Origin of the sequence: Fulvivirga lutimaris (genome assembly GCF_009711525.1) — a bacterium.
GTDB classification, from domain to species: domain Bacteria; phylum Bacteroidota; class Bacteroidia; order Cytophagales; family Cyclobacteriaceae; genus Fulvivirga; species Fulvivirga lutimaris.
The window spans coordinates 19220-32579 of the sequence record NZ_SMLV01000423.1 but is presented as its reverse complement, the minus strand read 5'-3'; the positions used below and the strand labels follow the sequence as shown (position 1 = coordinate 32579).

General features: G+C 38.1%; 13 protein-coding genes. 7 read left to right on the top strand and 6 right to left on the bottom strand.

The genetic code is table 11. The annotated features are described in order from the left end of the window. The 4 genes from E1140_RS17455 to E1140_RS17440 form a co-directional block, all read right to left on the bottom strand. Positions 1-687, bottom strand: a 687-nt coding sequence (locus E1140_RS17455) for an alpha/beta fold hydrolase (RefSeq protein ID WP_155186997.1), incomplete at its 3' end; no start/stop codon positions are given. 42 nt (positions 688-729) lie between these two features. Further along, complete coding sequence (locus tag E1140_RS17450) at positions 730-1305, bottom strand: glutamine amidotransferase-related protein (RefSeq protein WP_185153655.1); 576 nt, start codon at positions 1303-1305, stop codon at positions 730-732. After that, entirely contained in the window at positions 1286-1822 is a 537-nt protein-coding gene (locus E1140_RS17445; protein WP_155186955.1) for a CvpA family protein, read from the bottom strand. The genes E1140_RS17450 and E1140_RS17445 overlap by 20 nt, the downstream gene beginning before the upstream one ends. 1 nt (position 1823) lies before the next feature. Then, complete coding sequence (locus E1140_RS17440; RefSeq protein WP_155186952.1) at positions 1824-2276, bottom strand: GatB/YqeY domain-containing protein; 453 nt, start codon at positions 2274-2276, stop codon at positions 1824-1826. Between the two features lie 80 nt (positions 2277-2356). On the opposite strand from E1140_RS17440, the gene E1140_RS17435 reads away from it, so the two are divergent. The 4 genes from E1140_RS17435 to rpiB all read left to right on the top strand — a co-directional run bounded on the left by E1140_RS17435 (position 2357) and on the right by rpiB (position 5711). After that, the gene (locus E1140_RS17435; RefSeq protein ID WP_155186949.1) at positions 2357-3085 is read left to right on the top strand and encodes a pyridoxine 5'-phosphate synthase; all 729 of its coding nucleotides are present in this window, start codon (positions 2357-2359) and stop codon (positions 3083-3085) included. 78 nt (positions 3086-3163) lie between these two features. Continuing rightward, positions 3164-4435: a serine hydroxymethyltransferase gene (locus E1140_RS17430; RefSeq protein WP_155186946.1), complete on the top strand. Its 1272-nt coding sequence runs from the start codon at positions 3164-3166 to the stop codon at positions 4433-4435. Next, complete coding sequence (tatC, locus tag E1140_RS17425; RefSeq protein ID WP_425482040.1) at positions 4435-5286, top strand: twin-arginine translocase subunit TatC; 852 nt, start codon at positions 4435-4437, stop codon at positions 5284-5286. The genes E1140_RS17430 and tatC overlap by 1 nt, the downstream gene beginning before the upstream one ends. After that, the gene (gene rpiB / locus E1140_RS17420) at positions 5283-5711 is read left to right on the top strand and encodes a ribose 5-phosphate isomerase B (RefSeq protein WP_155186943.1); all 429 of its coding nucleotides are present in this window, start codon (positions 5283-5285) and stop codon (positions 5709-5711) included. The genes tatC and rpiB overlap by 4 nt, the downstream gene beginning before the upstream one ends. Here the strand turns inward: rpiB and E1140_RS17415 are convergent. Further along, positions 5701-6990: an LTA synthase family protein gene (locus tag E1140_RS17415; protein ID WP_155186940.1), complete on the bottom strand. Its 1290-nt coding sequence runs from the start codon at positions 6988-6990 to the stop codon at positions 5701-5703. The two genes, rpiB and E1140_RS17415, sit on opposite strands and share 11 nt — an antisense overlap. A 248-nt stretch (positions 6991-7238) precedes the next feature. Between E1140_RS17415 and E1140_RS17410 the strand changes: the two genes are divergently transcribed. The 3 genes from E1140_RS17410 to E1140_RS17400 all read left to right on the top strand — a co-directional run bounded on the left by E1140_RS17410 (position 7239) and on the right by E1140_RS17400 (position 11905). Then, complete coding sequence (locus E1140_RS17410; protein ID WP_155186937.1) at positions 7239-7610, top strand: ribosome-binding factor A; 372 nt, start codon at positions 7239-7241, stop codon at positions 7608-7610. Position 7611: 1 nt separating this feature from the next. Next, a complete protein-coding gene (locus E1140_RS17405; protein WP_185153654.1) occupies positions 7612-8835 on the top strand; it encodes an FtsX-like permease family protein in 1224 nt (407 codons plus the stop codon). Between the two features lie 145 nt (positions 8836-8980). After that, complete coding sequence (locus tag E1140_RS17400) at positions 8981-11905, top strand: DEAD/DEAH box helicase (RefSeq protein ID WP_155186934.1); 2925 nt, start codon at positions 8981-8983, stop codon at positions 11903-11905. Between the two features lie 49 nt (positions 11906-11954). Here the strand turns inward: E1140_RS17400 and E1140_RS17395 are convergent, their stop codons facing one another. Next, positions 11955-13358, bottom strand: a complete 1404-nt coding sequence (locus E1140_RS17395) for a sugar porter family MFS transporter (protein ID WP_185153653.1) — start codon at positions 13356-13358, stop codon at positions 11955-11957. Positions 13359-13360: the final 2 nt, after the last annotated feature.

The following is a 13360-nucleotide window of genomic DNA, read 5'->3' as shown; positions in this document are numbered from 1 at the left end:
ACAGCATTTGTCAACAAACTCAAGTTGTGAATTTGGTATAAGCTTATTGAATTCATGACCAACGTGCGGTGGGGTAATGGTATCATTAAGTCCCCATACCAACAATGTCGGTTGCTTTATTCTTGGAATTTCTTTGGCCATATTATGACGTTGTGCAGATTTTGCAATGGCCACAATTCTCAAACATTTAGGTATACTCTTAGTAGTTTCAAAAACTTCATCTACAAGCTCCTTAGTAGCTGTTGATGGATCATAAAAAGTATACTCAACTCTTTCTCTAATATATTCATAACTCCCTCTTTTAGGAAAAGAACCTCCCATAGAGTTTTCAAATAGCCCAGAACTACCCGTAAGTACGAGGCTTTTTACTTTACTAGGGTTTGCTAGAGTATACATTAATGCAACATGGCCACCCAAAGAATTACCTATAAGCGTCATATTCTCAAACTTTTTAAGCGCGATAAATTTCTCTACAAATTCCTGAAGCCCCTCCAATCCTGCCTGACGTATCGGCATCTCATAAATAGGCAATAAAGGAATAACTACACGGTATTTCTCTTTAAAATTGTTGACTACCTCTTCCCAATTACTCAATGCTCCAAACAACCCATGAAGCAACAATAGAACTTCTCCTGAGCCTTCATCAATGTATTTAAAATCCTTTTCTTCCCTTACAGCTAAAGACATTCGTAAAAATTTAGTTGATACAAAGTAAACAAAAATGCTGAATTATACTCCTAACTTATTATAATCTACCCAATTTTTGAGCATCTGAAGGCCGTGCTCTGTAAGTGCTGCTTCAGGATGAAATTGCAACCCCCAGATTGGTAGATTATTGTGCTTTACAGCCATTATTTGACCATTATTAGCAGTCGCAATGATATTAATATTTGTATTGTATTTATTTTCCAATATCAAAGAGTTGTACTGAACGGCATTAAAATGTTCAGGTATTTCATTAAAAATAACATCGTTAGAATGGTTCACTGAAGTGATTTTTCCATGACGAGGTTGCGGTGCTTTTATTAAATTCATACCATAAAATTCCCCAATTGCCTGATGCCCAAGACAAATTCCCAAAACTGGTATTTTATTAGCAAAAGTTTCCAAAACTTCCATTAGGCATCCTGCTTTAGAAGGTACCTGTGGGCCTGGAGATATAATTAATGCAGCTGGTTGCAGCTTCTTAACATCATCAATAGTTGAGTCATTCCGCACCACATCACATTTAACTCCTAACTGCAAAAAATAATCTACAAGATTAAATGTGAAGGAATCAAAATTATCAAGAAGAAGTACTCCCACTTAAAAGCTTTTGAATATGATCAAACAAATCATTGGTATATGGCACAACCGCTGAAAGGTACTCGACTAATTTTGGGGCAAATGTAACAATAGGTTCATATAGAACTGACCCTTCCACCCATTCCTCTGAAAAGTTTATTCCAAATGATGTTGATAACCACAGCAGAACGCTTATGCCAAAGGCCCATTTAATTACAGAAAGCACTGCTCCAGCAAGATTATCTACAGTTCCCAAAAGGGTCAGGTCAAGAATTTTCTTAAAAACTTTTCCAACTAAATTGGTCAGCAGAATTATTCCAATGAAAATTACTATAAATGAAATATAGGGCAGCAACTCACCACTGATATCGAAATACTGATCTATTAAGTCCATACCCCAATGCATGAGCTTAAACCCTCCTATTATGGCCAAAACAAAAGATACAATGGCCACTATTTCAAGTACAAACCCCTTTTTGAAACCCCTGTATGCACCAAAAAGCAAAGGTGCCAAAATAATAATATCGAGCGTATTCAATCTAGTTAGAAAGTAACTTCTTTACTATTTCAGATATTTTTTTCCCATCAGCTTTTCCTGACATTTCTTTGGTTGCAGCTCCCATTACTTTGCCCATATCTTGTGGGCCAGCAGCACCTACTTTGGATATTATTCCCTTAACAGTTTCTTCGATTTCCTCATCAGACAGTTGCTTTGGCAAATACTTGCTAATTACTTCTAATTCAAATAGCTCCTTATTAGCCAAGTCTTCTCTTCCTTCTTTGGCATATATATCAGCAGAGTCTTTTCTTTGTTTAGCCTGCTTGGCCAATAATTTCATCTCTGCATCGCTGTCTAAACCATCTCCACCACCTTTTTCCGTCTCAGCTAATAAGATGGCCGATTTAATAGCCCTCAATGCAGTGAGCTCTTCCTTTTTCTTCTGAAGCATCGCCTGTTTTATGTCACCGTCAATTTGTTGCTTAAGACTCATATAATTTGAATTTTGTTAATTATCAATTCGTTTACTTTGTAATTCAATCGGTTCCAAATTTATAAAATATAAAAATGCCCATGACCCGTCTGAGTGTAAATATTAACAAATTTGCCACTATAAGAAATGCTAGAGGTAGTAACAACCCAGATTTGATTCAAGTTGCGAAAGACTGTGAGCGTTTTGGTGCTCAAGGCATCACCGTGCATCCAAGACCTGATGAAAGACACATAAAAAGATCTGATGTTTTAGCACTAAGTAAAGTTGTAACTACAGAATTTAATATTGAGGGTTATCCTGACCAGCGGTACCTTGATCTTGTATTAGAGGTAAAACCTGCCCAGGCCACACTTGTACCCGACCCACCAGATGCAATAACCTCAAATGCAGGCTGGGATACTATAAAAAATGCCGAGCTTTTAAAAGAAATTACCAGTACTCTTAAGTCAGCAGGTATTAGAACTTCAATTTTTGTAGAGCCAGTATCTAAAATGGTAGAACATGCCGCCAATGTGGGAACAGATAGAATTGAACTCTATACCGAAGCCTACGCCAGGGGTTATTTTAAAGACAAAGTGGCGGCAGTGAAACCATATGTAGAAGCTGCTAAAATTGCCCATAAAGTTGGACTTGAGATTAATGCCGGACATGACCTTGACCTTGATAACCTGAAATATTTTAGAGAGCAAGTACCTCACCTTGACGAAGTATCCATCGGTCATGCACTTGTTTGTGATGCCATATATCTTGGCCTTGAGAATACAATTCAGAAGTATTTAAAAGAGGTTGGGTTTTATGATACTAAATAAATTAAAGGGCTCACAATTATTATTGGTAATCTCTAAGGCTTAGCTTATTTTTGGGCTTCATTTTTTAGAGCCCTTATTATGCAGAGAGACACCACTATTTTCGATCTAATATCAAAAGAAAAAAACAGACAGCAATCCGGCATTGAACTTATTGCCTCAGAAAACTTTGCATCACCGCAGGTGATGGAATGTATGGGCACAGTTTTAACCAATAAATATGCAGAAGGCCTTCCCGGAAAGCGTTATTATGGTGGTTGTGAAGTTGTTGATGAGATTGAAAATCTTGCGATTGATAGGGTAAAAGAACTTTTTGGTGCTTCATGGGCCAATGTACAGCCTCACTCAGGTGCTCAGGCCAATGCTGCGGTTATGCTGGCAGTGCTAAACCCAGGAGATAAAATATTAGGATTTGACCTTTCTCATGGTGGTCACCTTACTCATGGCTCTCCGGTAAACTTCTCTGGAAAACTTTACAACCCTACTTTTTATGGAGTAGAAAAGAGTACCGGCCTGATTGATTGGGATGAAGTAGTAAAGACTGCCAAGAAAGAAAAACCAAAATTGATCATTTGTGGCGCTTCAGCTTACAGTCGTGATTGGAATTACGAAAAATTAAGAGAAGCTGCAGATGAGGTTGGCGCCCTATTATTAGCAGATATCTCGCATCCATCAGGATTAATTGCCAGAGGCTTATTGAATGACCCGATGGAATTCTGCCATATAGTTACAACCACCACCCACAAAACATTGAGAGGTCCAAGAGGCGGATTGATTATGGTGGGTGAGAATTTTGATAACCCATTCGGCTTAAAAACTCCTAAAGGAGAATTGAGAAAAATATCTTCATTATTAGATTCTGGAGTGTTCCCTGGTACACAAGGCGGACCTTTAGAGCATGTTATAGCAGCAAAAGCTGTGGCTTTTGGCGAGGCACTATCTGATGATTACATGAATTATGTGGTTCAGGTGACTAAAAACGCAAAAGCAATGGCTAAAGCATTTTTAGATAAAGGCTATGACATCATTTCTGGAGGAACGGACAATCACATGATGCTGATTGATCTTAGATCTAAAGGATTGACTGGTAAGATAGCAGAAAACACCTTGATCAAAGCTGATATCACAATTAACAAAAACATGGTACCATTCGATACCGAATCACCATTTGTTACTTCAGGTATGCGTGTTGGTTCTGCTGCGGTTACAACAAGAGGCATGAAAGAAGATGATATGACTAAAATTGTTGATCTTATCGACAAGGTTTTAGCTAACCATGAAGATGAAGCTGTAATTTCTGATGTTAAGACAGAAATAAATACCTGGATGAATAAATTTCCTCTATATCAATAGTGACCACCTATTTAGATCAGCCTGAAGAAAAAGAGATGTCGTTTATTGACCACCTTGAGGAATTAAGGTGGCATTTAATACGATCTGTCATCGCTATACTAGTGTTTAGCGTAGTGGCATTCATTTCTGTTGATTTTGTTTTCAACACAGTAATATTTGGGCCAGCACGGCCAGATTTTTGGACATTTAAAATGCTCTGCAAGCTTGCAGAAGCAATTAATTCTCCTGCCTTATGTATTGAAGCGCTGGATTTTAAAATTCAGAGCCGTCAGATGACAGGGCAGTTTACAATGCATATTACTTCTTCATTTGTCATTGGGCTTATTGTAGCTTTTCCATATGTCTTTTGGGAGTTCTGGAAATTTATTAGTCCGGGATTGCACATGACTGAAAAATCCATTTCAAGGGGTGCTGTTTTTTCGGTAACAGTTTTATTTACAACTGGCGTACTCTTCGGGTATTTTATCATGTCACCGCTGGCAGTTAGCTTTTTGGCTGGATATCAGGTTAGTGATCTGGTAAACAATGAATTCGATATCACATCATACATTTCAACGCTAAGCTCACTTGTATTAGGTAGCGGGTTGCTTTTTCAACTACCAATAGTTGTTTATTTCCTGTCTAAGTTAGGATTAGTAACTCCAGCGCTAATGAGGCACTATAGAAAGCATGCTGTTGTTGTAATACTTATTATGGGCGCTGTATTCACTCCTCCAGATCCGTTGAGCCAGATTCTAATAGCATTACCATTGTTAGGCCTGTATCAATTTAGTATATTTATTTCTGCAGGAGTACACAGAAGAGCTGCTAGAAAAGCAAAAAAAGAAGAACTAAAATATAAGGACTCATGAAGATAGCAATTGGTGGCGACCACGCAGGGTTTGAATACAAAGCTTCGATTATTGAAGCTTTAGAAAAGCAAGGTCATGAAGTTCAAAATTTTGGTACCGACACTGCTGATTCCGTAGACTATCCAGATTTTGCTCATCCGGTTTCCTCTTCTGTTGAAAGTGGTAAAAATGAATTGGGTATTTTAATCTGCGGTAGTGCCAATGGTGTAGCTATGACAGCAAATAAACATCAGGGTATTAGAGCTGCCATCTGCTGGAATGAGGAATTGGCCTCTCTTGCCAGGCAGCACAACAATGCTAATGTTGTTTGTATACCCGCCAGGTTCATTGATTTGGATCTAGCTCAAAAAATTGTCGATACTTTTTTAACAGAACCTTTTGAAGGTGGCCGACACGGCAGAAGAGTAGATAAGATCAGTTGCTAACTTTTAGATGGTAATTACCATCTCTTCCTTTAAAATACAACTTTTCTAAAGTAGGAATCTTATCAAAGATTTTGGGCATTCTATTATTGCTATCAATAATAATATCCGGCTTATCATTAACTATTCCTTCATAGATCAAAGTAAGGTTATCATAATAATCTAAGTTATTAAAAACCTCTTCTGACATCTGCCAATTAAGAAAGGGAGTTGCTGATTGAGCATAATAGTAGGGTCTGATATTATCATCCAGAACAAGGATTCGCTCCCCTTTAATATCTTCATGGCTACCAAGATTCACAACATAATCTTTGTCATCAAAATATTTCGCCAACCATTGAGGAGTGCTATAGCTGAATATGCCTGTTGTTATAGTGCCTGCAAAAAATAAAATAAAGGATATTTCTGCAAGGCCTCTTCTTCTATAAATAAGGAAATGGTGAGCTATATAAAATGAGGCAACTGGCACCAAAATAAGGTAAACAGTTGGGTCATATTCATCACTAATAAGGATAAAGCCTACGCTAAATGACATCCAAACAACCATCGATTGAGTTAGTCTACCCTGATAGTTGGTAAGCCTGGCACCTTGAACCATTCTGAAAAGTGCGAGCAGAAAGTATAAGGTAGGTATTGCAAAAAGTACGATCAGTTCTCCAAAGGAAAAGTACCATGTCTTGCCAATCACGAAAAAAGGTGACAAAAAGCTGTACATAAAATCAGTGAACCTGTTGGTCAAGAAGAAATAACTTCCTGCTATAAGAATCGGCAGAAAAAAACCAAAAAGCATCATAATATACCTGCGACCGACAGTTCCTGTAAATAGAACAAATATTAAAAGGGTGCATAATGCGAAAATGGCAAAGGGCTGATATGTTACTGTTGCCAGTCCAATGAACAACCCAATATTGAGTATGTCTTCATCTCTTTTAGATCTGAATTCTATATGCTGAAATATGTTTTTTAATGCCAGCAGAAGAAATGTAAGCCCTATTAGAAATGGCGTAAGGGTAAACATGTCGTAGCAAATTGAGCTCAACAAAGCATAAATAATACCTGGCACATAGGTATTCTCTGTATAGGCTTTGCTATTTATAAGAAATGAGTTAAAAACAAATATCTGGTAGCAAACCAATATGTAGGCCAATATTTGATAAGTCAACTGGGACCTTCCAAACAAATAATCAATTCCGTTGTAGATAAATGCACTTAATGGTGCAATACAATCCCAAACCTCAGAGTAAAGTTTTGCTCCACCAGTAAGTTTTTCACCTACCAACATAAAATTTAGTTCAGGCAGTGTGATTAAGTCAGAACTTATAAAAACCGGGAGTCGAATGATCAGTAACAATAAGAATATTGCTATAAGTCTGTACGGATCATTTATTCTGAAGTATCTAAGCAAAATCTATGGAATAATTTAGCCACGAAAATAGCCAATACTTAAAAAGCCACACATGCATTTGTATAAAATTGTATGCTATTCAAGTATAAACTCGAAAAAACTAATTAAATGCAGATATTTGCATCATGAAAGAAAGTACTCGTCAGCTTAAATACGCTAAATTAATTCAGAAAGATCTAAGCGATATTTTTCAAAGAGACAAAATGGGTGTGCTTGCAGGCGCATTTATTACGATCGCAGATGTCAAGATGACACCGGACCTAAGTATAGCAACGGTTTATCTTTCCATGCTGATGGTAAAAGATAAGGAGGCCTTGCTTGATAAAATCAATGAGCATAAAAACGAAATCCGCAGAGACCTTGGCAACAAGATTGGCAAACAAGTAAGAATTGTGCCTGATCTCAGATTCTTTATTGATGAAGTAGAGGAGAGTGCTTCTAAGATTGACAACCTCATTGACTCATTAGATATTCCACCAGCAGACGAGGAAGAATAATTTGAACCTTTCATTTTTTATAGCGCGCAGGTACTTCTTCTCTGGCAAGAAGAGAAATTTTATCAATATCATTTCTCTGATATCAATGGCCATTGTAATGATATGCACTGCCTCACTAATAGTGGTTCTTTCTGTATTTAATGGGCTTGAAGGACTCCTTCGCTCCATTTACACTGCCTTCGACCCGCAAATTAAAATAGAGGTCACTAAAGGCAAGTCCTTCGAAGTGTCAGACACTTTTTTGGAAGAAATTAAGGCAGTAGAAGGTGTGGCCATTATTACAGAAGTTATTGAAGACTATGCCTATGTGAGATACCGTGAGGCCAACATGATAGTCACCATAAAAGGTGTAAGTGACAATTTTATAGAGCAAAAAAGGATTGATAACGCCATTGTAGCTGGTGAATTGAAGCTAAAGAAAGATGATGTTAATTATGCCATTATAGGCAGAGGCGTACAGTATGCATTGTCGATAGTTCCTGGCAATGATATGTATCCATTGCAAGTGCATTATACCAAAGACGTTAAGCCAGGTCAGCTGGATGTCAGTAAACTTTACAGTAGAAAGAACATTCTACCCGGAAGTGTTTTTGCCATTGAAAAAAATTATGACGAGAACTACATATTTGTGCCTTTAGATTTTGCTAAAGATCTCTTGGAATATGGAAACAAAAGAACATCCCTCGAAATAAAATTAGAAGAAGGGGCTGACCTCATTGACGTTCAGGAGAAGCTGCAGGCTACTTTGGGAGATGGATTTGCTGTTTTGAATAATGACCAGCAACATGCAGACCTATACAAGCTACTCAATATGGAGAAGCTTTTTGTTTTTATGTCCTTCTCATTTATTCTGGGAGTTGGATCAATCAATATATTCTTCTCTTTGTCGATGTTGGCAATTGAGAAGAAAAAGGACATTTCAGTCTTATATAGCCTGGGAGCAACAAATAAATTGATTAAGCAGATTTTCCTTGCTGAAGGAGCAATTATCTCTCTTGGTGGTGCTATACTCGGTATGTTTCTGGGAGGAGCCATATGCTGGCTGCAGCAAAACTTCGGACTAATATCTATGGGAATGGAGACTGCAGTACTTGAAAATTATCCCGTCAAAATGCAAGCGCTTGATTTTCTATACACATCAATAAGTCTTGTAATAATCACCTTGATTATATCATACAGACCTGCTATAATTGCCACCCGTTACGGCAATGTGCAGTACCTGTAGACCTCGGAACACAGACAAGCAAACCACTTATCTGCTAATTTTAACCACTAAACTGTTTGGTTGATTTTTTAGCACAAAACCCGTTACAATTGACTTAAAGTTAGATTATTTTTTGTATTTTGCAGGTTCTGTTGAATGTTAAGTTATGAAAGTATCGGCTTCTCAGCCCTTCCAAATTGTTTACTCATTATACCAGCATGAGTACCTTGGTTATCTGTTTGAGTCTTTTGTGATTCACCTGGATGATAAAGGTAAATTGACTCTTCAGCATCAGAATATTTCTTCTAAGAATGCTGCAGAATTTGCCAAAGGTCTTGATGACACAGACTATGAACTGATAGAATTAATGGATTCTATGCAGCAGGATTCTGTTGTGAAAAAGTTTTATACCAAAGGCAATATCAAAGCAGACGATTTTTTTCTAAAAATCTATGATAAAGCTAAGGGCAATGAACTTGTGCAGCAGGAGATAGATCGTTATCTGGAAAGAAGAAGGGCTAAAATCCTGGAGAGAATGAAGGGAAAGATGGTCTTTGAGATGGGCAATGATGGTGAACCAGCCTGGAAGCAAATTGAAGTACTAGAAGAAAAATCAACGGTGCTTTTCCATTTCAGAAGAAATGATGACAATACGCATTACTTCCCTACTATAAAATATAAAGGTGAGAAAGTAGATTTTCAGTACAGAGGCTCATACATTATTTGTAAAGAACCTGCCTGGATGGTATGCTGTGGCAAACTATACTCCTTTGAAAAAGACGTAGATGGCAAAAAATTACAGCCCTTTTTAAATAAGAAATTCATCATCATTCCTAAGAATGTTGAAGAAACATATTATAATAAATTTGTTGCTCCGCTTATTGCTTCCTTTGATGTTTATGCCAAAGGATTTGAAATTAATAGCGAGCACTTTTCTCCGCAGCCAGTACTTACATTAAGCGAGTTGATGGGTTCATCAAATGGAAATCTGTTTGGTGAAAAATCTAATGGAGCAGCAGATAATGAAAAGATGCTTTTTGAATTGTCATTTAAGTATGGTCAGTTCAAATTCAAAGCCGATCATTTAAGCCCTGTGAGCGTAAGCGTGGAGAAAAAAGATGAGAAATACACTTTTCATAGAGTTAAGCGCAAGCTTGATGAAGAAAAAGATATTCTTAACTACCTGACAAGCTCCGGATTGCCATTAAAAAACTCTAAAGCCGCTATACCAAAAACCACTGCTTTTGGCTGGCTGGACACACAGCGCGATGAGTTAATGAAGCGTCAGTTTATTCTTGATCAGAAGGGTAAAGCGCAGAAAAAATACTTTATCGGTGAATACAAAATTACTGTAGAAGTAAAAGAAAATATAGACTGGTTTGATATCCATGCAGTTATCAAATTCGGTGAGTATGAGATAAGCTTTAAAGAGATAAGAAAGCTTATCATGAAGAAGAAAATGGAATTTACTTTGCCTAATGGCGAGATAGCTGTAATTCCTGATTCTTGGTTGGTGGAATATTCAGAGCTATTTGCTTTCTCTGAGGAAGATGAGCATGGTGAGCCGCATCTGAAAAAGCATCACTTATCTTTAGTGAAAGATCTTGAAAGTGGTAATCTTGCTACAGTAACCATAAGCAATAAACTTGAAGGGTTGAGGGCTTTTGAAGGTATTGATGAGCAACCAGTTCCCAAAAATTTTAAAGGTGATCTCCGACCATACCAGAAGGCTGGCTTTGACTGGATGCAGTTCTTGAGCAAATTCAAATTTGGTGGTTGCCTTGCCGATGACATGGGTCTTGGTAAAACGGTTCAGACATTGGCTCTTTTACAGTCACAAAAGGAACTTGGAGCAACTGGTGCCTCTCTTTTAGTAATGCCTACTTCTTTGGTTTACAATTGGGAAATGGAAGCTAAGAAGTTTACACCAAAACTTAAGGTCTTTACCTATACAGGAACCAACAGAGAGAAAAACCCGGAGAAATTCTCAAAGTACGATGTGATCATAACTAGCTATGGAATTGTCAGACTGGATATTGATCTATTAAAATATTACCGATTCAACTATGTGATTCTGGATGAATCTCAGGCCATAAAAAATCCAACCTCAAACATTGCTAAAGCAGTGCGTGAGTTGAATTCCCGTAACCGGTTGATTCTTACTGGTACTCCTCTGGAGAACAGTACAATGGATCTTTGGTCGCAGATGAATTTCATCAATCCTGGTTTGCTTGGTACTCAGAGTTTCTTCAAAAACGAATTTTTGAACCCGATAGAAAAGCAGGGAGATCAGTCAAAAACCCAGAAACTCTATTCTATTATTAAACCTTTTATACTTAGAAGGCATAAATCACAGGTAGCTACAGAGCTTCCTGAGAAAACAGAAAATATTCAGTATTCTGCCATGCTGCCGGATCAGGAAGCGGAGTACGAAAAGGTTAAATCATACTACAGAAATGCTATCCTTGAAAATATAGAGCAGCAAGGACTTAATAAGTCTCAAATGCTTCTGTTGCAAGGCCTGACTAAACTGAGACAGATTGCTAATCACCCTAAAATGGTTGACGAAAACTATGAAGGTGCATCTGGTAAAATGTGGGATGTTTCTTTCATGCTGGACAATGCCATTAGAGAAGGTCATAAGATTTTGATATTCAGTCAGTTTGTAAAACATCTGTCTATCATTAAAGAACACCTTAAAACGATGGAAATTGATTACGCTTACCTTGATGGCTCAACTAAAGACCGACAAGAACAGGTTGAAAGATTCCAGAATGAAGATGATCTGAAGGTATTCCTCATCTCACTTAAAGCAGGTGGACTGGGCTTAAACCTTACTAAAGCTGATTATGTGTTTATTCTTGACCCTTGGTGGAATCCAGCTGCAGAAGCGCAAGCTGTAGATAGAGCCCATAGAATAGGTCAGCAGAACAAGGTATTTACTTACAAGTTCATCACTAAAGATACCGTTGAGGAGAAGATTCTTGCATTACAGTCGCACAAGAAAAAATTGGCAAGCGATCTGATAACAACAGAATCGAGCTTTGTGAAGAGTTTATCTAAAGAAGATATCGAGTCGCTGCTTAGCTAAAATAAGTTTAGCCGGACAAATGTCCGGCTAAACCTGAATTCCAATTGCCTTATCCCTGCATCTCTTCCAGCTCCATTCCTTTTGTCTCCTTCACTAACTTCACCACAAAAATGATGGAAAGTATCGCGAAGAAAGTATAAATACTATACGCCATTGATAGCCCAATAGAAGCTAGCAATACCGGGAAGGTAAGCGTGATAATAAAATTTGCCACCCACTGAAATAAACCAGAAATAGCCAACCCTGACCCACGCAGCTGATTTGGGAACATTTCTCCCAACAGCACCCACATAACAGGCCCCCATGAGAAGTTGAAGAAAATAACATAGCCATTAGCAGCAATTAGTGCCAGCATCCCCATTGAGTCATTGAGCTCGAGCGTATTGTTTTCAAGCAAATTACCTGTTGAAAAGGCTATTACGACTAATGCTAAAGTAATGGACATGCCAATAGAACCTATCAATAATATAGGCTTCCTGCCCATGCGATCGACTAGAAGTAATGAAACTACAACCGCTGCTATACTTAAGGCACCTGAAAGCACATTAATTAAAAGTGCATCGCTTTCTCCAAAACCCACTGCCTGCCACAAAATAGCACCATAGTAAAATACTACATTGATACCTACCAACTGCTGAAAAGAGGCCAAGCCAATACCTACCCAAACTATAGGTCTGATTCTACCTAAACTTTTGTCATAAAGATCCGACAATCTTGGTCGGTGAGCATTTTTGGCCAATGATGACCTAATCTCCGATAATTTTGATTTAGCTATGCCCAAACCAAAGAGCTTTTCTAAGACTTCCTGAGCTTTGGTAATGTTATTCTTACTTACCAGGTACCTAGGCGTTTGTGGAATGAAAAATAAAGAAACAAGGAATATTGAAGCAGGAAACAGTTCTATCCAGAACATCCATCTCCAGGTTTCGAAACCCATCCACAAAACATTTTCTGCAGAGCCAGAAATACTGGCCAACACATAGTTGCTCAGAAACGAAATGAATAGTCCACCAATGATGGCAATTTGCTGTACAGTAGCCAGAGCCCCACGATATTTTGCTGGAGCAATTTCACTAATATAAGCGGGTGCCATAACTGAGGCAGCGCCAACTGCCAGACCTCCCAAAATTCTGTATACTATGAATATTGAAGATGAGGTGGCTATTCCAGACCCCCAGGCAGAAACTATAAAAAAAACTGCTGCCACTCTTAGCATTGACCTTCTTCCATATTGATCAGCAAGACGGCCAGCAAAAAATGCTCCCACGGCACAACCAAGTAGCATTGAAGCAACATTGAACCCACTGCCTATATTCTGGGCATCAAAGGCAGTTTCTAAACCTTTTACTGTTCCATTGATTACGCCACTATCGAAACCAAACAGGAAGCCACCCAAAGTAGCTACCAAAGTGATCAGGATAATGTATAAATTACTTCCTTGTTTCTCTTCCACGG